The 21,997-nt window shown below is 70.7% G+C and carries 16 protein-coding genes and 1 pseudogene; 5 read left to right on the forward strand and 12 right to left on the reverse strand.

What is annotated here, in order from left to right; genetic code table 11:
• The first annotated feature begins 123 nt into the window (after positions 1–123).
• Positions 124–868, forward strand: a pseudogene (locus tag MMA15_RS13460) (GntR family transcriptional regulator).
• Positions 865–2,178 carry an MFS transporter gene (locus MMA15_RS13465; protein WP_241059773.1) on the forward strand — a complete coding sequence of 438 codons (1,314 nt, stop codon included), beginning with the start codon at positions 865–867 and terminating at the stop codon, positions 2,176–2,178. The pseudogene MMA15_RS13460 and the gene MMA15_RS13465 overlap by 4 nt, the downstream one beginning before the upstream one ends.
• Before the next feature lie 140 nt (positions 2,179–2,318).
• Here MMA15_RS13465 and MMA15_RS13470 read toward each other — a convergent pair whose 3' ends face one another.
• The 5 genes from MMA15_RS13470 to MMA15_RS13490 all read right to left on the reverse strand — a co-directional run bounded on the left by MMA15_RS13470 (position 2,319) and on the right by MMA15_RS13490 (position 8,135).
• Positions 2,319–3,149 carry a maleylpyruvate isomerase family mycothiol-dependent enzyme gene (locus MMA15_RS13470; protein ID WP_241059774.1) on the reverse strand — a complete coding sequence of 277 codons (831 nt, stop codon included), beginning with the start codon at positions 3,147–3,149 and terminating at the stop codon, positions 2,319–2,321.
• A 418-nt stretch (positions 3,150–3,567) separates the two neighbouring features.
• Entirely contained in the window at positions 3,568–4,050 is a 483-nt protein-coding gene (locus MMA15_RS13475; protein ID WP_241059775.1) for an LURP-one-related/scramblase family protein, read from the reverse strand.
• Positions 4,051–4,246: 196 nt separating this feature from the next.
• Complete coding sequence (locus MMA15_RS13480) at positions 4,247–4,474, reverse strand: hypothetical protein (protein WP_241059777.1); 228 nt, start codon at positions 4,472–4,474, stop codon at positions 4,247–4,249.
• 274 nt (positions 4,475–4,748) lie between these two features.
• A complete protein-coding gene (locus tag MMA15_RS13485; protein WP_241059779.1) occupies positions 4,749–6,128 on the reverse strand; it encodes a M18 family aminopeptidase in 1,380 nt (459 codons plus the stop codon).
• Between the two features lie 168 nt (positions 6,129–6,296).
• Positions 6,297–8,135 carry an acyl-CoA dehydrogenase gene (locus tag MMA15_RS13490; RefSeq protein ID WP_241059781.1) on the reverse strand — a complete coding sequence of 613 codons (1,839 nt, stop codon included), beginning with the start codon at positions 8,133–8,135 and terminating at the stop codon, positions 6,297–6,299.
• 143 nt (positions 8,136–8,278) lie between these two features.
• Between MMA15_RS13490 and MMA15_RS13495 the strand changes: the two genes are divergently transcribed.
• Positions 8,279–8,812, forward strand: a complete 534-nt coding sequence (locus tag MMA15_RS13495; protein WP_241059783.1) for an SseB family protein — start codon at positions 8,279–8,281, stop codon at positions 8,810–8,812.
• Positions 8,813–8,860: 48 nt separating this feature from the next.
• Here the strand turns inward: MMA15_RS13495 and MMA15_RS13500 are convergent, their stop codons facing one another.
• Positions 8,861–11,206, reverse strand: coding sequence for an ATP-binding SpoIIE family protein phosphatase (locus MMA15_RS13500; protein WP_241059785.1), 2,346 nt, complete (start codon positions 11,204–11,206; stop codon positions 8,861–8,863).
• A 150-nt stretch (positions 11,207–11,356) separates the two neighbouring features.
• On the opposite strand from MMA15_RS13500, the gene aspS reads away from it, so the two are divergent.
• The gene (gene aspS / locus MMA15_RS13505) at positions 11,357–13,120 is read left to right on the forward strand and encodes an aspartate--tRNA ligase (RefSeq protein ID WP_241059787.1); all 1,764 of its coding nucleotides are present in this window, start codon (positions 11,357–11,359) and stop codon (positions 13,118–13,120) included.
• Positions 13,121–13,337: 217 nt separating this feature from the next.
• On the opposite strand, the gene MMA15_RS13510 is transcribed toward aspS, so the two are convergent.
• From MMA15_RS13510 to MMA15_RS13520, 3 genes are all read right to left on the reverse strand, one after another.
• Positions 13,338–13,679: a rhodanese-like domain-containing protein gene (locus MMA15_RS13510; protein WP_241059789.1), complete on the reverse strand. Its 342-nt coding sequence runs from the start codon at positions 13,677–13,679 to the stop codon at positions 13,338–13,340.
• Positions 13,680–13,711: 32 nt separating this feature from the next.
• Positions 13,712–14,803: a J domain-containing protein gene (locus MMA15_RS13515; RefSeq protein WP_241059791.1), complete on the reverse strand. Its 1,092-nt coding sequence runs from the start codon at positions 14,801–14,803 to the stop codon at positions 13,712–13,714.
• A gap of 160 nt (positions 14,804–14,963) precedes the next feature.
• Positions 14,964–15,362, reverse strand: a complete 399-nt coding sequence (locus MMA15_RS13520; protein WP_241059792.1) for a winged helix-turn-helix transcriptional regulator — start codon at positions 15,360–15,362, stop codon at positions 14,964–14,966.
• Between the two features lie 112 nt (positions 15,363–15,474).
• On the opposite strand from MMA15_RS13520, the gene MMA15_RS13525 reads away from it, so the two are divergent.
• Positions 15,475–16,134, forward strand: a complete 660-nt coding sequence (locus MMA15_RS13525) for an FMN-dependent NADH-azoreductase (protein ID WP_241059795.1) — start codon at positions 15,475–15,477, stop codon at positions 16,132–16,134.
• Positions 16,135–16,155: 21 nt separating this feature from the next.
• On the opposite strand, the gene MMA15_RS13530 is transcribed toward MMA15_RS13525, so the two are convergent.
• From MMA15_RS13530 to MMA15_RS13540, 3 genes are all read right to left on the reverse strand, one after another.
• On the reverse strand, positions 16,156–20,133 hold the full coding sequence (locus tag MMA15_RS13530) for a hydantoinase B/oxoprolinase family protein (protein ID WP_241059796.1): 3,978 nt from the start codon (positions 20,131–20,133) through the stop codon (positions 16,156–16,158).
• 362 nt (positions 20,134–20,495) lie between these two features.
• On the reverse strand, positions 20,496–21,197 hold the full coding sequence (locus MMA15_RS13535) for a DUF1775 domain-containing protein (protein ID WP_241059797.1): 702 nt from the start codon (positions 21,195–21,197) through the stop codon (positions 20,496–20,498).
• 53 nt (positions 21,198–21,250) lie between these two features.
• Positions 21,251–21,952 carry a hypothetical protein gene (locus tag MMA15_RS13540; RefSeq protein ID WP_241059799.1) on the reverse strand — a complete coding sequence of 234 codons (702 nt, stop codon included), beginning with the start codon at positions 21,950–21,952 and terminating at the stop codon, positions 21,251–21,253.
• Between the last annotated feature and the right edge of the window lie 45 nt (positions 21,953–21,997).

Here is a 21,997-nt window from a genome sequence, read left to right on the forward strand (position 1 = left end):
GCCGCCCGTCCCGGCCGTCCCGGCCGCACCGGCCATCGGGTCGTCAGGGTCGGTGCTCCGGCAGCCGCGTCCACATCGCGGACGCGGACAACCACGCATCTGTGTTGTATCTAAGCTGTGCACATGTCCGTTTCCGCCGATCTCCCCACCGCAGCGACCACATCCCAGACCGCCGCAGAGAGCCCGAGTTCGGCCGCCGCTTCGGCCGTCGGGCCCACCGCCGGCGCCCGCCGTCAGCCCGCCGCCGACCGCGTCTACGCACACGTCAAAGAGGCCGTGCTGGACCGCCGTTACGAGGGCGGCATGCTCCTCACCGAGGGCGAACTCGCCGACGCCGTGGGCGTATCGCGTACACCCGTGAGGGAGGCGCTGCTGCGCCTGGAGGTCGAGGGGCTGATCAAGCTCTACCCCAAGAAGGGCGCGCTGGTGCTGCCGGTGTCGGCCCAGGAGATCACCGATGTGGTGGAGACGCGGCTGCTCGTCGAGCAGCACGCCGTGCGCAAGTCCTCGGAGCCGGTACGTGCCGGGCTGATCGCGCGGCTGGAGGAGCTGCTGGAGGAGCAGCGGGCACATGCCGCCGCCCGGCGATCTCACCGCGTTCGCGCTCAGCGACCGCTGCTTCCACGCGGAGATCGTCAAGAGCACCGGCAACGCGATCCTCACCCGCCTCTACGACCAACTCCGCGACCGGCAGCTACGGATGGGCGTCGCCATGATGCACGCGCAGCCGGACAGGATCGCCAAGAGCATCGCCGAACACGCGGAGATCATGGAGGCCGTGCGCACGGGCGACGCGGACGCCGCCGCCGAGGCGGTACGCCGCCATGTGACGTGGGTGCACGACCTCGTACACGGCGGTGTGCGGTGAGCGCACCGGCCTCCGCGGGCGTCACGGTCCACAGCGAACCGCCCGGCGGCCCCCGCGCCGCCGCCGTCTGGGGCCTGGGCGTCACCGTCTACTTCGTAGCCATCACCTACCGCACGAGCCTCGGCGTGGCCGCCCTCGACGCCGCCGAGCGCTTCGACATCAACTCCTCGGCGCTGTCGACCTTCTCCATCCTCCAACTGCTCGTCTACGCGGGGATGCAGATACCGGTCGGGCTGCTGGTGGACAGGCTGGGCACGAAGAAGGTGCTGACGCTGGGCGTGGTGCTGTTCACCGCGGGCCAGTTCGGCTTCGCCTTCTCCCACTCCTATGCCGCCGCCCTCGCATGCCGTGCGCTGCTCGGCTGCGGCGACGCGATGACGTTCATCAGCGTTCTGCGGCTGGGCGCGCGCTGGTTCCCGGCCAGGCGCGGTCCCGTCATCGCGCAGATCGCGGGCCTCATCGGCATGGCGGGCAACCTCGTCACGACGCTCGTACTGGCACGGCTGCTCGACGCGTTCGGCTGGACGGCGACGTTCGCGGGCAGCGCGCTGGGCGGCGTGCTGCTGGGCGTGCTGGTCGTGCTGTTCCTCAAGGACCGTCCGGAGGGGAGCCCCGCGGTCCCCGCCCCGCATCCGGGCGGCGGCTATGTGCGGCGCCAGATACTGCGTGCCTGGCGGGAGCCGGGCACCCGGCTGGGCATGTGGGTGCACTTCACGACGCAGTTCCCCGGCATGGTCTTCCTGCTGCTGTGGGGGATGCCCTTCCTCGTCGAGGGGCAGGGCCTCGACCGTGCCACCGCGGGCGAACTGCTCACACTGGTCGTGGTGTCGAACATGGCGGTCGGCCTGGTCTACGGGCAGTTGATCTCCCGGCACCACGCCGCCCGCGCCCCGCTGGCGCTCGGCACGGTGGCGACGACGGCGGCCGTCTGGGCCGCGGTGCTGCTCTGGCCCGGACACGCACCCATGTGGCTGCTGGCGCTGCTGTGCGCGGTGCTGGGCGCATGCGGCCCGGCGTCCATGATCGGCTTCGACTTCGCCCGTCCCGCCAATCCGCCTGAGCGTCAGGGCACGGCCTCGGGGATCGTCAACATGGGTGGTTTCACCGCCTCGATGACGACGCTGCTGGCGGTCGGCGTCCTGCTGGACGTCACAGGCGGCAGCTTCCGCGCCGGCTTCGCGAGCATCTTCGTACTGGAGGCGCTGGGGCTCGTGCAGATCCTGCGGCTGCGTAAGAGGGCGCACAGGCGTGAGCGTGAGCGCGTGGTCGCGAGCCGGGTCGAGGCGGTGCACGTCCCCGTCTCCCGCTGACAAGCAGACGAGGACTCAGGGACGTACGGGTGCACGGCGTGCCGGCCTGCCGGGCTACTGCCGTGTCCGCGGGGCGAGTCGGCCGGGGCGGGCGCGGCGCGGCAGCACACGCACCGCGCCCCCGCCCACACGGCCGCTCGTCACGGCGTGACGGAGAAGTTCTCCAGGATCGCCTTCGCCAGCTTCGCGTCGCCCTCGACCTTCACCTGGTCCGCGACCGCGTCCGCACGCACCCGCCCGGCCGCGAGCCGCAGATAGGTCTCCCAGTCCAGCGACAGCGTGACCGTGGGCCCCAGGGACGGGCTGCCGTCGACCGTGCCGCGCCCGTCCGCGTCCACGCGCACCGTCCGCATGAACTCCATCGGGCCGCTCACGTCGAAGACGACCGCCGTGTGCTTGGGTGCGCCCGCCTTCTTGGCGACCACCTTCGGCAGCCCGAGGATCATCAGGTCCCGTGCCACCGTCGCACCGCCGGAGTCGAGATTGCCCGGCTTGCCCAGTGCCCGGCGAAGGTCCTGTTCGTGCACCCACACGTCGAACGCACGGAGGCGGAGCTGCTGTTCGAGGGGGATCTTCGAGCCACCCGGCATGATGTCCCGTACCTCGGCGTCCGGTGCGCGCTTCTCGTTACGAAGCTGCCGGGAGCGGCGGATGATCGTGTACTCCAGCTCGCTCGTCATCTCCGGGCCCGTGTGGTGCCGCCGCACATCGACCTGGATCTCCATGTGGCGGCTGGGCTCGTCTACGACATGGCGCAGATCGCGCGGCAGGGTGTGGATCGGCCTTGGATCGCCGAGCAGTTCACACTCCATGCCGATGATGTGGGAGACCACGTCACGGACCGACCACCCGGGGCAGGCGGTGCGCCGGTTCCACTCGCCCTCGGCGAGCGGCCTCACCAGTTCGGATATCGCTTCGATGGACTCGGTCCAGGCGTCGACGTATGGCTGAAGGCTTGGGTGGTCGGTCACGAGACCCCTCGGGCGGTACGGACGTTCGTGGGCTTCGGTGCGTCTTCGATGCGTCTTCGATGCGTGCGGTGCTCTCAAGTTACGCTGCGCGAGGCTGGCACGGCAGTGCTTTCGGGGCACGATGCTAGGCCCATTCGCACCCCTTTTGCGCACCGGCGGTGGTACGGTGCGCGCCTGTTCGGCACGAAAGCGGATCTAAGCACGCACACCGGTCGAACCACCGGCTGGATTCGCCCCGCTCGTACGCCCGTTCACGGCTTCTGACGCGAGCCGCCCGCGCACACGCGGCAGTTGACGTCCGCCCCCGCCAACCGGGCGCCCGCACCCCGTCGTTGCGGCAGGCCGACGGCCCGTGGCCGGTCCGGCCCACGACGGTGTCCTACGGCCGCTGCCCGCCGTCGTCCGCCTCGGCCCGTCGTCAGTCGTGGTGCGTCAGCGCGTCCACGCACACCGCCAGCGCCAGCACCAACGGCACGTCGGCGCCCGGCTGTTCGATGTCCACGGCGTAGGTCTCGCGCACGCGGAACCACTTGCGCGAGATGCGCGCCAGCCGCTCGCCGCCGAGTTCGATGTCGTACTCCTTGTCGAGCACGCTTCCGTGCACCGACAGCGCGGAGCCGTCGGCGAGCGTCGCCCTGAAGCGGTTGCGCAGTGGCGTGAAGCGCTTCTTGCGCACCGTCGCGAGCCGCTCGCCGTCGCGCTCGATCCACATCGTCCCCCAGAGGCTGACCATCTTCCGCCGTACGACGGCGACGATCTCGCCCTGCGGGTCCTTGAGTTCGAAGGTCTGCCGGACGCGCAGCGCCTTGCCGTCGACGAGGAACGAGTGCTCGCCGTACTCGTCGTCGATCCAGTAGTCGTCGCCGATGCCGAAGACCCGTTCGCGTACGAGATATCTCATGCACGTAGCCCTTCCCCGGCGGCAGCACGTCGGACCGCCCCACCGGTCTCCCTCACACGACGGACGGCCGCGGCCCCCGCTCCGGGCGCTCCGCTCTGCGGGCGCTCCGGGCGGACGGCCGCGGCCGCTCGTCGGCCCTGCGGCGTTCCACGCGCTCCAGGCGATCCACGGAGTGCGCGGCGCTCCACGGCCTCCTTCAGCTCAGGTGGTGACGTTCCTCCTCGACGACCACCGGTGCCGCCGGGTGCGGCGGCTGCGTCTTGCGGCGCTTGAAGATGCTGACGTAGACGGAGAGCCCGATCAGCCCGACGGCCATCAGGACGAGACCCACGACATCGAGGTTGACGACGTCGGTGTTCCAGTCGACGGCCAAGGTGAGGATGGCCCCCACGGCCAGCATGCCGATGCAGAAGACGATGCCCATGGATTCCTCCGATTGGCGTTGTCCTGCTTGTACGGCTCTCGTACGGAGTCCGGGTGCCCCGGGGCTCGGCCGTCAATCAGGGGGCACGGCAAGGGGCTTGGCGACGGCGCCTGGAAACGCGCCTGGCAACGGGCACGGGAACAGGCACGGGCACGGCCACGGCACCGGGGGGCAACACGGCACGAGACGGGGGCCGTTGAGCGCCCCCGAACCCGTCCTGCCCCCGCCCGGTCCTCAGCCCGGCCCTCAGTCCGGCCCTCAGTCCGTCAACGCATCAGCTCCTCAGGAACGCGCTCAGGCAACGCGTCAGCAGCAACGGGTCCTCCACGCCGCACAGTTCACGCGCCGAGTGCATCGACAGGATCGCCACACCCACGTCAACGGTCGAAATCCCGTGCCTGGCGGCCGTGATGGGCCCGATCGTCGTCCCGCACGGCATCTCGTTGTTCGACACGAACGACTGCCACGGCACGCCCGCCCGCTCGCACGCCGCCGCGAAGACCGCGCGGCCCGAACCGTCCGTCGCATAGCGCTGATTGACGTTGACCTTGAGGATCGGGCCGCCGTTGGGCCTCGGCAGATGGCCCGGGTCGTGGCGCTCGGCGTAGTTGGGGTGCACCGCGTGACCGGTGTCGGAGGAGAGGCACACGCTTCCCGCGTACGCCCGTGCCCGGTCCTCGTAGCCGCCGCCGCGTGCGTAGACCGAACGCTCCAGCACGGAGCCGAGCAGCGGCCCGTCGGCGCCGGTGTCGGACTGGCTGCCGTTCTCCTCGTGGTCGAAGGCCGCCAGCACGGGAATCGCGGGAAGCTCCTCGCCCCCGTCCCCGGCCATGGCCGCCTCGGCCAGCGCCACCGAACCGGCGTGCACCGACAGCAGGTTGTCCATGCGCGGCCCCGCCAGCAGCTCCTCGTCCCGCCCCAGATACGCGGGGGGCTCCACGCTGTGCGCCATCAGGTCCCAGCCGGTGACCTCCTCGGGGGCCACGCCCGCCTCCTGTGCGACGAAACGGATCAGATCGCCCTCGTGGGGCGTGCCGAGGCCCCACACGGGGGTCATGTGCCGCTGCCTGTCGAGCTTGAGGCCCTCGTTGGCCTTCCGGTCGAGGTGGATGGCGAGCTGCGGCACCCGCAGCAGCGGCCGGTGTACGTCCACGAGCCGCGTGGACCCGTCGCGCAGCGAGAGGCGCCCCGCGAGGCCGAGGTCCCTGTCGAGCCAGGTGTTGAGAAGCGTCCCGCCGTAGATCTCCACGGCGATCTGCCGCCAGCCGTCGGACCCTGTGTCCGGCACCGGTTTGACGCGCAGATTGGGCGAGTCGGTGTGTGCGCCGACGATCCGGTACGGGGCGGCGGGCCCGGCGCCCGCGGGCACGTACCACGCGATGAGCGCGCCGCCGCGCTGCACGTAGTAGCCACGGCCGGAGGGGGCGCCCGCGCCGCCCACGGGGCCACCGCCCACGGACGTGCCACCGGCGGCGGCCGCGTCCCAGGGCTCCGTCTCGTCGAGCTGCCGGAAGCCCGCCTTCTCCAGCAACTCCGCCGCGCTGCGCACCGCGTGGTACGGCGTGGGCGAGTCCGAGAGGAAGCCGATCAGGCTGTCGGTGTGGGCCCGGCCCGCATGCTGAGGCGGCGCGGGGCTCTGGGAGCGTGGGGTCATAAGGTCAGCATACGAAGGCGAAACGTCCTTCTCCCGGCCTGCGTGGGAGGAGAAGGACGTTCCGCATGGGGGGATCGGGGGCTGGCAACGGGCCGGTGCACGGACCGGCACTCAGGCCGGTTCGCGCACCGGTATGCGTCCCGGTGCGCGAGCCCGTGTGTCAGCCGGTCAGAACGCCGCCTCGTCGAGCTCCATCACGGACGAGTCGACCTTCTCGGCCAGCGCGCGTTCGACGGCCACGGAGGGCAGCACGTTCGCGGCAAAGAACTTCGCCGCCGCGATCTTGCCCTCGTAGAACGCCTCGTCCTTCGTGGAGAGCGACGCCGAGGCGTCGGCCAGCTTCTCCGCCGCCACCGTCGCGCCGCGCAGCAGCAGATAGCCGATGACGACGTCGCCGGAGGACAGGAGGAAGCGGGTGGTGTTGAGGCCGACCTTGTAGATCGACTTCACGTCCTTCTCGGTGGCCGCCAGGTCGGTCAGCATGGCGCCGACCATGGCCTCCAACTCGACCGCCGCGCGGGAGAGTTCCTCGCGTGCGGGGGCCAGCTCCTCGCCGCCCTTCGCCTCGGCCAGGAACTTCTTGATCTCCTCCGAGAGCGTGGTGAGCGCCTGGCCCTGGTCGCGTACGACCTTGCGGAAGAAGAAGTCCTGGCCCTGGATCGCGGTGGTGCCCTCGTAGAGGGTGTCGATCTTGGCGTCGCGGATGTACTGCTCGATCGGGTACTCCTGGAGGTACCCCGAGCCGCCGAGCGTCTGGAGCGACTGCGCGAGCTGCTCGTAGGACTTCTCCGAGCCGTAGCCCTTGACGATCGGCAGGAGCAGGTCGTTGAGGCGCTGCGCCGCCGAGGCGTCCTCGCCCCGGTACTCCTTGACCATGATCTCGTCCTGCACGGACGCGGTGTAGAGGACCAGCGCCCGCATGCCCTCCGCGTACGCCTTCTGCGTCAGCAGCGAGCGGCGCACGTCGGGGTGGTGGGTGATGGTCACGCGCGGCGCGGTCTTGTCGGTGAACTGCGCCAGGTCGGCGCCCTGCACGCGCTCCTTGGCGTACTCCAGGGCGTTGAGGTAGCCGGTGGAGAGCGTCGCGATGGCCTTCGTGCCGACCATCATCCGCGCGAACTCGATCACCTTGAACATCTGGCGGATGCCGTCGTGCTTCTCGCCGAGCAGCCAGCCCTTGGCGGGCTCGTTGGCGCCGAAGGTCATCTCGCAGGTGTTGGAGACCTTCAGGCCCATCTTGTGCTCGACGTTGGTGGCGTAGACGCCGTTGCGCTCGCCGAGTTCGCCGCTGTCCCAGTCGAAGTCGTACTTCGGCACGAGGAAGAGCGACAGTCCCTTGGTGCCGGGGCCGTGGCCCTCGGGGCGGGCGAGTACGAAGTGCACGATGTTGTCGGAGAGGTCGTGCTCACCGGAGGTGATGAAGCGCTTGACGCCCTCGATGTGCCAGCTTCCGTCGTCCTGCTTCACGGCCTTGGTGCGGCCGGCGCCGACGTCCGAGCCGGCGTCCGGCTCGGTGAGCACCATCGTGGAGCCCCACTGCTTGTCGACCATCAACTGGGCGATCTTGAGCTGCTCTTCGGTGCCCTCCTCGTGGATGACACCGGCGAACGCGGGGCCCGACGCGTACATCCACACCGCCGGGTTGGAGCCGAGCACGGTCTCGGCGAAGCTCCACAGCAGCGAGCGCGGGGCGGTGGTGCCGCCGATCTGCTCCGGGGTGCCCAGGCGCCACCACTCGGCGTCCATGTAGGCCTGGTAGCTCTTCTTGAACGCCTCAGGAACGGGAGCGGTGTTGGTCTCCGGGTCGAAGACCGGCGGATTGCGGTCGGAGTCCTCATAGGACTCGGCGAGTTCGTTCTCGGCGAGGCGCGCGATCTCGGTCAGCACGCTCTTCGCGGTGTCCACGTCCATCTCCGCGAACGGTCCGGTGCCGTACACCGTGTCGCGGCCGAGCACCTCGAAGAGGTTGAACTCGATGTCGCGGAGATTCGACTTGTAGTGCCCCATGGCAACGGCTCCGTGTGGTCTCACTCGACGGACAGGAAGTCAGGCTGTGTCTAGGGATAGTGCGTCTAGGCAAGATGATGCTACCCGTCGGTAATAACTAGCAAGCCCTAACCGCCCATCTGTGACTCGTTACTCTTTCTCCCATGTACGGCTACGACCAGACAGCGTCCGCGGGACAGGGCTACCCGCACGCCGGGCAGCAGTACGGCCACCAGCAGCACGCCCATCAGCAGCAGTACGCCCAGCAGGCGCCGCCGCCTCCCTACGGGCAGCAGGGCCAGCCGGGCAACGGGCAGCCGCTCTACCCCGAGCCGTCGTCGCCGCCGTCACTCCGCGAGACCGTGCGCGCCTTCACCACGGGCACGATCACCTCCGAGGACTTCCAGTCGATCTTCTCGACGTCCAAGGTCTACTGCCCGCGCGGCGAGACCCCCGGGTTCCTCGCGCTGCACGACACCCAGCAGCCGGTCATCCCGATGTTCACCACGCTCAAGGAGCTGCGCCGCTACGCCGGCAAGGAGTCCCGCTACTTCGTGATCACGGGCGCCGAGGTGCTGGACCTGCTTCCCTCCGGCTACGGCTTCGTACTGGACATGGAGGGCGACCACCGCGTGGTCTTCGACGCCAAGGCGGTCGAGGAGATGGTCGACTTCGCGATGCGCCGGATGTACGGATAGCCGGCGGCCCGGCAGGCCGGGCGTACAAGCCGCAGTAGGGCGCCGGGCTCACGCCCAGGCCGGTGCCGAGACGTTCTCGCGCATCTCGAACCAGATGCTCTTCCCCTCGCCCCGCGGGTCCACCCCCCACGACCCCGCCAGCATCTCCATCATCATCAACCCCCGCCCCGACGAGGCCAGTTCGCCGGGAGTGCGGCGGTGCGGCAGCGCGTCGCTGGTGTCGGAGACCTCCACCCGCAGCAGCCTGTTGCCGCGAGCGCCGCTGCACTCGGCCACCATCACGGCGTCGCCCTCGGTGTGCACCAGTACGTTCGTGAGCATCTCGGAGAGCATCAGCACGGCACCGTCGATCTGGTCCTCGCTCTCCCAGTCGAAGAGCATGTTCTGAAGCTGATGCCGCGCCTCCCCGATGCGGTCCGGCTCGGCCTGGGCGACGGTGAACGTCGTACGCCGTGAGACGCCCGCGGCGGCGACGGCACGCTCGGCCGCGTACGCCGGATCGGGGGTGAGCAGCAGCAGCGCCACATCGTCCTCGCGGCGGTCGGCCAGCGGCCCCGCGGCCTCTCCGGAGAGCGGACGCACCGCCGACTGCACGAGCGCCTCAGCGAACTCCTCCAGATCGTTGGGCGTGCCCTTGCCCCGCTGCGACTGCTCGCGGAAGACCGCCTGGATGCGGCGCCAGCCGGTCTCCATGGTGTGCCCGCCGACCTCGATCAGCCCGTCCGTGCACGCCAGCAGGGTCTCGCCGGGCTCCAGCAGCAGCCGCGTCGTCGGATACTCCGTGCCCGGGTCGATGCCGAGCGGCAGACCGCCCGCCGTGGCCCTGATCAGCATCGTGCCGTCCGCGAGCCAGATCGCCGGGTCCGGGTGCCCGGCGCGGGCGATGTCGAGGGTTCCGGCGACGGGGTCGGCCTCCATGTACAGGCAGGTGGCGAAGCGTTCGTCGTCGGACGTGTCCTCGCCGTACGCCTCACGACGCTGCTGCCGCTGCTGCGGCTCCTCCTCCGCGCCGCCCGTCATCACCTCCGGCCGCCCGATGCCCGCCAGATAGCGCGAGGCACGGGCCAGCACCGCGTCCGGGCGGTGCCCTTCGGCCGCGTAGGCCCGCAGCGCGATGCGCAACTGCGCCATGATCCCGGCCGCTCGCACGTCGTGGCCCTGTACGTCGCCGATCACCAGCGCCGTACGGCCCGCCGGCAGCGGGATCACGTCGTACCAGTCGCCGCCGACCTCCATGCCGCCGCCCGACGGCATATAGCGGGCCGCCAGCTTCATGCCCTCCATGCCCGGCTTACGGGTGGGCCGCAGCGTCCGCTGGAGCCCGGAGGAGAGTTGCAGCTCCATCTCGTGCATGGACGTACGGGAGAGAGCCTGCGCCAGCATCCGCGCGAGATTCGTCAGCAGCGACCGATGCTCGGGCGTGAAGTCGATCGGCTCGGCGAAGGCCACCATCCACGCCCCGAGGGTGCGTTTGGAGATCACGAGCGGAAGGAACGCCCAGCCCTTGTTGCCGACGAGTACGACCTGGGGCCAGGCGGCGGGGAACTCACGCCGGTAGTCGTCAGGAGAGGGCAGATACACCGGGCGCCCGGTACGCACCACCGCCGCAGCCGGATGGTCCGACTCCACGGACATCTCCATGAAGGGCAGCAGATGCTGGGGCACGGGCCGCTGCGCGAGCGGCCCCACGAGGACCAGCCCGCCGCGTTCGAGACTCCAGACCGCCAGGGCCCGCGGCTTGAGCCCGGGAATCACCAGCGAGCCCGCGATCCGCAGCACCTCCGCGGTCGTACGTGCCTCCGCGAGTGCGCGCCCCGTGTAGAGCAGGAACGCCTCCCGGCTCTGCGTCTGGCTCTCCTCGGACGGCGGCTCCTCGGCCGCGGACTCCGGGATCTCCGCGATGGTCCCGATGAGCGAGAGGGCGCCCTCCTCCTCAACGGGCATCATCCGGGTCCGCACGCTGCGCACGACGTCGCCGTTCTCGTCGACGATGCGCAACACGGCCTCGACGAGCGTCCACTCGGCGAGCGCGAGCGTGGCCGTGGCCGTCAGATCGACGTAGTCGGAGAAGTGGATGCGGGAGCGGATGGACGGCTCCGGCAGCGTCATCGTCTCTTCCCACGGGCGGGGGCCGGCGCCCGCGCCCGGTTCGCCCCAAGTCCCGGCAGCCGTCCCGGCCGTCTCGTAGGGGGCCTCGTAAGGCGTCTCGGAAGGGGCCTCGGAGGTGGGGCCCGCGACGGTGAGGGGCCGCTCCTCGCCGTTCTCCGCCCGCCACCGCCTGAAGGGAACGCCGAGGAGCTGTGCGGTCCGCACGTCCACAGTGGAGGCACCGGTCGCGCTGTCCCACCGCCACAGCCCGGTACGGGTGGCCTTCAGCACGTCCTCGGTGTGCATTGTCCTACTTTATGTGCTTTCCGGAAATCGGGGCGAGCGGGGCTGACCCAGGGCGGTAGTCTGAAGGGCCGACCTCCCCCATAGCCTCCGGCATGGGGGTGCCCCCAGAAGACCGGCCCAAGTGCTGCCGACCCGACGACTGGATGACTGATGCACCGGTACCGTTCCCACACCTGCGGCGAGCTCCGTGCTCCGGACGTCGGGAACGACGTCCGGCTCAGTGGCTGGCTGCACAACAGGCGGAACCTGGGCGGCATCCTCTTCATCGATCTCCGTGACCACTACGGCATCGTCCAACTCGTCGTGCGCCCCGAGCAGACCGCCGTGCACGAGCGCCTCAGCTCGCTGTCGAAGGAGTCCGTCGTACGCGTCGACGGCAAGGTCAGCGCACGCGGCGCCGACAACGTCAACCCCGAGCTGCCGACCGGCGAGATCGAGGTCGAGGTCGCCGAGGTCGAGGTGCTCGGCGCCTCCGGCCAGATCCCCTTCACCGTCAACGCCGACGACGGCGTCAACGAGGAGCGGCGCCTCGAATACCGCTTCCTCGACCTGCGCCGCGAGCGCATGCACCGCAACATCGTGCTGCGCAGCCAGGTCATCGCGAAGATCCGCGAGAAGATGGTCGCCCAGGGCTTCAACGAGCTGGCCACGCCCATCCTTTCGGCCACCTCCCCCGAAGGCGCCCGCGACTTCCTCGTACCGTCGCGGCTGCACGCCGGGAAGTTCTACGCGCTGCCGCAGGCGCCGCAGCAGTTCAAGCAGTTGCTGATGATCGCGGGCTTCGACCGCTACTTCCAGATCGCGCCCTGCTTCCGCGACGAGGACGCCCGCGCCGACCGCTCGCCCGGCGAGTTCTACCAGCTCGACATGGAGATGAGTTTCGTCGAGCAGGAGGACGTCTTCGAGGTCATCGAGAAGGTGATGACCGAACTCTTCCAGGAGCTGGGCGGCGGCCGGACCTGCACCTCTCCCTTCCCGCGCATTCCGTTCCGCGAGGCGATGCTCAAGTACGGCTCGGACAAGCCGGATCTGCGCGCGCAGCTCGAACTCGTCGACGTATCGGACGTGTTCAAGGGCTCCGGCTTCAAGGCGTTCGCGGGCAAGCACGTACGGGCGCTGGCCGTGCCCGGCACCGCCGACCAGCCGCGGCGATTCTTCGACCAGATGGGCGAGTTCGCAGTCGAACAGGGCGCGAAGGGCCTGGCATGGGTCCGTGTCGGCGAGGACCGCACGCTCACCGGACCCATCGCCAAGTTCCTCGACGACAGCGACGTCTCGCAGTTGCTCACGGCGCTCAAGGCGGAGCCGGGCACGGCGGTCTTCTTCGGCGCCGGGGAGTTCGACGAGGTCTCGAAGATCATGGGCGCGGTCCGTGTCGAAGCGGCCAAGCGCACCGGCCACTTCGAGGAAGGCGTCTTCCGCTTCTGCTGGATCGTGGACTTCCCGATGTACGAGCGGGACGAGGAGACCGGCGCCGTCGAGTTCTCCCACAACCCCTTCTCCATGCCGCAGGGCGGCCTCGAAGCGCTGCGGACCCAGGACCCGCTGGACATCCTGGCCTGGCAGTACGACATCGTCTGCAACGGCCTGGAACTCTCCTCGGGCGCCATCCGTAACCACGAACCGGACATCATGTTCAAGGCGTTCGAGATCGCGGGCTACTCCAAGGACGACGTCGAACGGGACTTCGGCGGCATGCTCCGTGCGTTCCGCTTCGGCGCCCCGCCGCACGGCGGCATCGCCCCGGGCGTCGACCGCATCGTGATGCTGCTCGCGGATGAGCCCAACATCCGCGAGACGATCGCGTTCCCGCTCAACGGCAACGCACAGGACCTGCTGATGGGCGCCCCGAGCGAGGTCGACGAGTCCCGGCTGAAGGAGCTGCACCTGTCGGTGCGCAAGCCGAAGCTCTAGCCCTCGGCGGGCTGCCTGCCGAACGTCGAACCCCCGGGCGCTGCCCGGGGGTTCGCCTGTGCAGGTGCCCGGAAGAGCTGACGGATCCGGTTCGTTTTGCGAGGGGGCTGGTGATCCAGGGCGCCGCAGCGCGCGGGTCGTTCGGGGCCGGCGGTCGTCAGGGCCCAGAGCCCGTTGCTCGACTGCATCCGGTGCTCAACGGCGCCCGGCGCAGGGCTCAGAGCACGTACGCGCTATCGCTCTCCGCCGTGAGCGGACGTCCCGCTCCCTCCCAGGCGAGCATGCCGCCGTCCACGTTGACCGCGTCCACGCCCTGCTGCCGTAGATACTGCGCCACCTGCGCCGAGCGCCCGCCGACGCGGCAGACCACATAGACCCGCTCGCCCTCACCGGCCCGCTCGGTCAACTCGCCCTGCCTGCCTACGAATTCACTCATCGGGATGTGCAGCGCGCCCTCCGCGTGCCCGGCCGCCCACTCGTCGTTCTCCCGCACGTCGAGCAACAGGGCGTCCGACGGCACCGACGCGGCGTCGACCTGCGGCAACTGACCCAACTCCATGGCGTAATGCTCTCTTTCGGCTGTCGGCCCACTCAGACGTCTTCGCTACCGGCTTCGGCGGCGCTCCTCGCGCCGGTACCACCGGTCGCATCCGCCGCATCGGTCCCGGCGACCGCGTCGGCGTCCACGGCGGCCCCTTGTGTCCCCTCGGCGGCGCCGGAGTCCCGTACCTGTATCAGCCGCGCGAGTTCGCGCTCCCGCTCGGCGACCTGCTCCAGGAGCTGCTCGGCGATCTCCTCCAGCAGCGCGTCGGGGTCGTCGGGCGCCATCCGCAGCATCGCGCCGATCGCGCTCTTCTCCATCTCCTCGACCATCGCGACGAGCACTTCCTTGCGCTCGGCCAGCCACTCGAGGCGTGCGTAGAGAAGCTCGCTCTGCGGGACCTGCGGCTCCGGTTCCTGCTCGCGGGGGCCGTTGGTCCACTCCTCCAGCAGGTCGTGCAGGGCGTCCGCGTCGCCTTCCGCGTAGGCCTTGTTGACGCGTACGAGGAACTCCTCGCGGCGCTGCCGCTCCGCGTCCTCCTGCGCCAGATCGGGGTGTGCCTTGCGCACCAGCTCGCGGTAGGCCCTGCGGGCCTCCTCGCTGGGGCGTACGCGGCTGGGCGGCTGCACGTTCTGCCCGGTGAGCATCGCCGTCGCCTCCGGAGGCAGCCCCTCGGAGTCGATCCAGCCGTGGAACAGCTCCTCGACCCTGGGCATCGGCAGCACGGCGGCGCGTGCCTCCTGCGCCTTGCGCAGGTCCTCGGGGTCGCCGCTGATCGCCGCGGTCACTTCGAGGATGGAGGCGTCCAGCTCGTCCAGGCGCGCGTACATCGGGCCCAGGCGCTGATGGTGCAGTCGCGAGAAGTTCTCGATCTCGACCCGGAACGTCTCCACCGCGATCTCGAACTCGATCAGCGCCGTCTCGGCCGCCTTCACGGCCTGCTCAAGACGGTCCGTGCCGGGCTCCGCCCCAGGCGCTGCCCCGGACTCCACGGCCTCCGTCGCCTCCGGACCCCCGGCGGCCTCGGCGTCGGCCGGGCCCTTCCGGCCCGCCTGCCCCGGCTCTCCGGACTCGTCCAGCTGCTCCGGCCGCTCGGGCGGCTGCTCCGGCTCTTCGGCTTCCGCTTCCGGGTTCGCTTTCATCGGGCCCACCCTACGGAAGCCCCGCGGGCCTGTCCCAGCTCGCCCATAAGGATCAAGCCCGGTACGCGTCCGAAGGGCGTCGAAGGGCGTCGAACGGTCTGGAGAAGGGCGTGGGAAGGGCCTCGGAAACGTCGAGGGCCTCGGCGGGCGGCTTCGAGGGTCAGGCCCTGAACTGCGAGGGGCAGCCCGGCGCCTCGTCCGGGAGGTGCGAGTCCGCCCAGCGCGTCAGCTCCGTCATGGCGGGCTTCAGCGCCAGACCGGCGTCCGTGAGCTTGTAGCTGACCCTGAGCGGAGGGCCTTCCTCCACGGTCCGTACGACGAGGCCCAGCGACGCCAGCTCCGTGAGCCGGTCCGAGAGCATCCGCTCGCTGATCCCCGGCACCGCACGCCGTAGCTGTGCGAAGTGGCCCGGCCCGTTCATCAGCGCCGCGAGAACGAGCCCGGTCCAGCGCTTGCCCAGCACCTGGAACACACGCGTGATGCCGCTCTCGGGCTCGCTGCACCCGCCGGCGGCGGTGAACGTGCCCTGCTTCTGCGTCCGTTCCCGGGGCTCTGCCATGGCTCAAGCGTACTGCGCCACCACAAGGGAGTGCAGAAAAGTAAGTAGCTATGCTATCAATAGGTACGTACTCGAAAGCACCTCCTTACGCGCCACCACCAAGGAGCACCCCATGGCCACGCTGCTTCACCTCGACTCCTCCGTCTTCCCGCAGGACGGCTCCGTCTCGCGCGACGTCGCCGCCTCCTTCCGCAGGGCCTGGGAGGCGGAGCACCCGGACGGGACGGTCGTACACCGCGATCTGGCCGCCGACCCGCTGCCGCACCTCGACCTGCCGGGCGCCTCCGCGGCCTTCGTCCCGGCGGAGTCCCGTACGCCCGAGCAGGCGTCGGCGTTCGCGCTGCGCGACAGGCTGGCCCGTGAACTGGAGGAGGCGGACGCCGTGTTGATCGGCGCCCCCATGTACAACTGGGCGGTCCCCTCGACCCTCAAGGCGTGGCTCGACCACGTGATCATCAACGGGCGCACCGCGGGCGTCGACTCCCCGTCCGCCGCGGGCACCCCCACGGTCGTCGTGGCCAGCCGCGGCGGCGGCTACGGGCCCGGAACGCCGCGCGAGAGCTGGGAGTTCGTGCAGAGCTACCTCAGCAAGGTGCTCGGCGAGGCCATGGGTCTGAGCGTCGAGTTCGTCGTACCCGAACTCACGCTGGCCGCCCGCACCCCCGGCATGGAGTCGCTGATCGAACTCGCGGAGGCGTCGCGTGCCAGGGCCCACGAGGAGGCGGGCGCCCACGGCAAGACCCTCGCGGCGAAGCTGGCGTCGGCGGCCTGACGCCCGCCTCGCACTGCCGGGCTACGAGGGCGCGGCACGCCCGCCCGCCGGGCCACCCGCGCCCTCGGCCGTATCGCCCTCGCCTTCGCGCGTATCGCCCTCGCGTTCGCGCGTACGGAAGCCGGGGCCGGAACGGGAATCGGCACCGGAGCCGGAGTCGGAGCGGGAGCCGGTGTCAGAAACGGAGCCGGAGCCGTTGTCAGAAACGGAGCCCCGGTCCGCACGATCGCCCGCCGCACGCGGCGCCCCGTAGCCGCCGCCCCCCGGTGTCTCCACCACCAGCACGTCCTCCGGCCCGGCCTGGGCCGTGTCGAACGCGCCCATGACGACGGTGCTGCCGTCCGCGCGCTCGATGCGGTTCGAGCCCAGCGCGCCGGGGGCGCCCCCGGCCATCCCGTACGGAGGCACCCTGCGATGACCGGACAGCGTGCTCACGGTCATCGGCTCACGGAAGCGGAGCCTGCGCACCGCGCCGTCGCCGCCGCGCCACCGTCCCGCTCCGCCGCTGCCGTGCCGTACGGCGAAGTCCTCGACGAGGACCGGCAGTTGCCACTCCAGGACCTCCGGGTCGGTGAGCCGGGAGTTGGTCATGTGCGTCTGCACCACGGACGCGCCGTCGAAGCCCTCGCCCGCGCCGGAGCCGGAGGCGACGGTCTCGTAGTACTGGTGCCGGTCGTTGCCGAACGTGACGTTGTTCATCGTCCCGGAGCCCTCCGCCTGCACGCCCATGGCCGCGTAGAGCGCACCGGTGATCGCCTGCGACGTCTCCACGTTGCCCGCCACCACCGCGGCGGGGTGGACCGGAGCCAGCATCGAACCTTCCGGCACGACGATCCTCAGCGGTCGCAGACAGCCGTCGTTGAGCGGGATCTCGTCCGCGACGAGCGTGCGGAACACGTACAGCACGGCTGCCGTCACCACGGACGACGGAGCGTTGAGATTGGAGTCCCGCTGTGCGGAGGTGCCCGTGAAGTCGACCGTCGCGCAACGCCGTTCGCGGTCCACCGAGACCCGTACGGCGATCACGGCGCCCGAGTCCGTCTCGTAGCGGTACTCGCCGTCCTCCAGCGCGTCGACGACCTTCCGTACGGCCTCCTCCGCGTTGTCCTGGACGTGGCCCATATACGCCTGCACGACGTCCAGCCCGAAGTGGCCGATCATCCTTCCGACCTCCTCGACTCCCTTGCGGTTGGCGGCGATCTGGGCGCGCAGGTCGGCGATGTTGGTGTGCGGATCGCGGGAGGGATAGGGCGCCCGGGTGAGCAGACGGAGGGTCTCCTCCTCGCGGAGCCTGCCGTTCTCGGCCAGCAGCCAGTCGTCGAAGAGGACGCCCTCCTCGTGGATCTCGCGGCTTTCCGCGGGCATCGATCCGGGGGTCAGTCCGCCGATCTCGGCGTGGTGCCCGCGTGAGGCGACGAAGAACAGAATCCTCGGCCGCGCCGGGTCGCCGTCGCCGCTTACGTCGCGCCCGTCGTCCGCTTCGGCGCGAGCCTCGCCGTCGTACTCGAAGGCCGGTGTCACCACGGTGACGTCCGGGAGGTGAGTGCCGCCGTTGTACGGGTCGTTGACCGCGTATGCGTCGCCCGGCTTCATGGTTCCCGCGCGCCGCCTGATCACCTCCTTGACCGTGCTGCCCATGGAACCGAGGTGTACGGGGATGTGCGGCGCGTTGGCTACGAGGTCGCCGTCCGGGCCGAAGAGCGCACACGAGAAGTCGAGCCGTTCCTTGATGTTGACGGACTGCGCGGTCGACTCCAGCCGTGCGCCCATCTGTTCGGCGATCGACATGAAGAGGTTGTTGAAGACCTCCAGCAGCACGGGGTCGGCGCCGGTACCGGCCTCGGGCCCCGCGGGCGCCGCCACCCGGTGCACGACCAGATGCCCGGCGTCCGTCATGTCCGCGCGCCAGCCCGGGTCGACGACGGTCGTGGAGTCCGGCTCGGTGATGATCGCCGGGCCGGCCACCGAGTCGCCGGTGCACAGCGACTCCCGGCGGTGCAGCGGCACTTGGCGCCACGCCCGGCTCGACGGGGAGCTGCCCGTCCAGAGCGGCGCGGTCTCCGCCTGGGACTCCCCGCCCGGTGCCCGGCCCGGCTCCGCGCCCGCTGCCCGGACCGCGCCACCGCCGTCGGCCGCGCCACCGCCGTCGGCCGCGCCCGACCTAGCGCCCGCCGCGCCGAGTTCACCCGGCCCCTGCTGCCGCGTGACACCGACCGCCTCCACCGATACGGCCTCCACCACCACGGGACGGTCCATGAGGAACGAGTACGTCGCCCGGTGCCTCGCCTCGAAGTCCTCCAGCATGGCGCCGTGCGCGGCCAGTTCCACGGGCACCGTGGTGTCGGTCCCGTCGTAGCGGAGCTGGGCGCGCCGCGTCACACGGATCTGCTCCTCTCGTACGTCCTGATCGAGGAGTTCGGAGCGCGCGGCCGACTCCAACTCGGCCGCGACCGCCTCGATGCGGCCCATGTGCCCTTCCGCGAGCGTGAGTTCGACGGACTGCTCACGCATCGCGGTGGTGTCCGCGAGGCCCATGCCGAGCGCCGAGAGCACCCCCGCCATCGGCGGCACCAGCACGGTACGGATTCCGAGCGAGTCGGCGACGGCACAAGCGTGCTGCGCCCCCGCACCCCCGAAGGTGGTCAGCGCGTACCGCGTGACGTCGTGGCCCTTCTGTACGGAGATCCGCTTGATCGCGGCGGCGACGTTCGCCACGGCGATCTCCAGATAGCCCTCGGCGACCTGCTCGGGGGAGCGGTCGTCGCCCGTACGTTCGTGGATCTCCCGCGCAAGGTCAGCGAACCGCCTCCGTACGGTCCCGGCGTCCAAGGGCTGGTCGCCGCCGGGCCCGAAGACGTGCGGGAAGCGGGCGGGCTGGATGCGGCCGAGCATCACATTGGCGTCGGTGACGGTCAGCGGCCCTCCCGCCCGGTACGAGGCGGGGCCGGGGTGTGCCCCGGCGGAGTCGGGCCCCACCCGGTAGCGGCTGCCGTCGAAGTGCAGCACCGAGCCGCCGCCGGCGGCGACCGTGTGGATGTCGAGCATCGGGGCCTGCAACCGCACGCCGCCGACCTGCGACGTGAACACCCGCTCGTAGCCGCCCGCGTAGTGCGAGACGTCGGTGGACGTGCCGCCCATGTCGAAGCCGATCACGTGGTCGAAGCCCGCCGCCTGCGACATCCGCGCCATGCCGACGATTCCGCCCGCCGGTCCGGAGAGGATCGCGTCCTTGCCGCGGAAGTGGCCCGCCTCGGCGAGGCCGCCGTTGGACTGCATGAACATCAGCCGCACGCCGCGCAGTCGACCCGCGACCTGCTGTACGTAGCGGCGCAGCACCGGCGAGAGATAGGCGTCGGTGACCGCGGTGTCGCCGCGCGGCACCAGCTTCATCAGGGGGCTGACCTCGCTGGACAGCGACACCTGCGGGAAGCCCGTGCGCTCGGCGAGTTCGCCGACGGCGATCTCGTGCGCCGGATGGAGATGGCTGTGCAGACAGACCACGGCCACGGCACGTACTCCGTCGTCGTAGGCGCGCCGCAGGAGCGGGGCGAGCGCGTCGAGGTCGGGGGCCCGCAGCACGGTGCCGTCGGCGGTGATCCGCTCGTCCACCTCGATCACCCGCTCGTACAGCGCCGAGGGCAGCGTGATCCTCCGGTCGAAGATGCGCGGGCGGTTCTGGTAGCCGATGCGCAGCGCGTCACGGAAGCCGCGGGTGATCAACAAGGCGGTGCGCTCGCCCTTTCGTTCCAGCAGGGCGTTGGTCGCCACGGTGGTCCCCATCCGCACCGCCTCGACGTCGGCGGCGGTGGCGCTCCGGCCTTCCGGCAGGCCGAGCAGCGCATGGATTCCGGCCACCGCGGCGTCGCTGTAGCGGGCCGGGTTCTCCGACAGCAGCTTGTGCGTGAGGAGTCCGCCGTCCGGTCGCCGGGCGACGATGTCGGTGAACGTGCCACCGCGATCGACCCAGAACTGCCACCGTCCACCAGCGCCGTCGCTCACGTCCGCTCCGTTCTGTCCCCGGCGGGCGTGTGCGCCCGCGGCCCGTACGACAGACCATACTGCGACACATCGGGATGAAACGGGCCGCTGAGGCCGAGGGGGCCGCAGCGCACTGCGCTCTTCCGAACGTGACGGCGGCGCTACTGGAGCCCTGGCGACGCTTCTCTCGGCGGTCGTCGGATCACTGCCGCTGCTCTACGTCGTCACCGTCCCGGTGCGCACGGCCGCTACACCGTTGCCAGACGTTGCCACGCCGCCAGACGCTGTGCCCCGCGTGATCGACTCGCGCCGCCGCAGCCGGAGATCATCACACGGGAGCTCGGGCACGGAACGAAACCCGTCCGCGCCCCACGCGGCTGCCGCTAGTCGCCGGAGCCGGCGCCCTTGCGCGTCAGGAGCACTCCTGCCGCGCTGAGTACGGCGAGGACGCCGGCCACGATGACGAACCAGACCGCGGTGGGAAGCCCGCCGTCGTCCTTCGGAGCCGCCGCGTCGTCGGCCTGCTCGGGAGACGGCTCGGCACTCTCGCCGCCGGAGGACTCCGGTGACCGCGTGGCCTCGCCTGACTCGGCGGGGGCCAGCTTCAGCACCGGTGCGGGCGTCTCCGGTTCCGGCTCGCCCTGCTGCGGCAGTTCGATCCACCGGTCGGTGCGGCCGTCGTCGTAGCTCTGGAGTGTCTTGAACGCCAGTTCCTCGGTGTCCGGCAGCCGGCGTACGGAGATCGAATAGACGGCGTTCCGCCCTACCTCGACCTCGGGCCCCTCCACGGTGTATCCGTCGCCGGAAGCCTTGAACTTCCAGTCGTCAGGGCCGTCTTCGTAGGTGACGTCCTTGGCGTCGATGCCTTCGGGCAGTGTCACCTCCAGCTTGGTGATTCCTGCGCTGTCGGACTCCGATTCGGCCTCGAAGGAGATGGTGACGTCCTTCGCGAGCGCGCGGGCGCCTTCGGACTCGACTTCGACATGTGCGGCGGCCGGGCCCGCGCCGGCTATCACGAGGACGGTCGTGGCCGCCGCCGCGAGGCCCACGCGCCCCGCGAGGGCCGCCTGAGACGTTCGGGACATGGTGATGCTCCAAGCATGTGGTGGAAGCGGGTGGCACCGGCCGCCCCATGGGTTCAGGCGATCTCGGACCCGTGCGGGGGCCCGCGACGTACCACCACATCCGCGAGCAGCGAGGGCTTCGCCGTCGACCGCTCCCGGCTCATGCCCGGTCGCGGAGCCGGTTCGGGCCGGCATCCGGCCGAAGTCCAGGCCCAGGCTGAGAACATGCGGCCGATCCCGGCCACGACGAGCGCGACGGCGCCGGCGCCGCCGTCCGCCACGGACCAGCACACGACGTCGGCGCGGTGCATCACGACGGCGATGACAAGCGCGACCAGTACATGCGCGACCGTCATCGCCGCCGAGTGCTGAATCCGTACGTGCCACGCCTCGTGCCCGGCGAGCAGTCCGCCGCCGTCCGCCGCGGACGCCGAATGGTGACCGTGACCGCGGGCGCTCGCGACGGGGGCAGGGTGCGTGACATGGAGCCCGCCGAGCACTTCGTGCAGCACCGCCTGCGCGGTCAGGCACGCAACGGTGACCACCGTGAGGGAACGCGGGCGCCGCGCGCCGAACAGGCCGACGGCGAAGAGCAGTCCGCCTGCCGCAACGACCCGCGGCCACGACACCGTCTGCCCGGACAGCAGACGGTGGGATGCCACCCCCAGCGCCAGGCCGACCAGGGCGAACAGTCCCGCCCGTACGGCAGCCGGCGGAGCCTCGCCCGGCGGGTCACCGTCCTGCCGGGCGGAAGTTCCTCGACGTGTGAGCGGCATGGCGGCCCATCATCGGCCATGACCCCCGGTACCGGAAGGCGAACC

The organism is Streptomyces marispadix (assembly GCF_022524345.1).
Lineage (GTDB): Bacteria > Actinomycetota > Actinomycetes > Streptomycetales > Streptomycetaceae > Streptomyces > Streptomyces marispadix.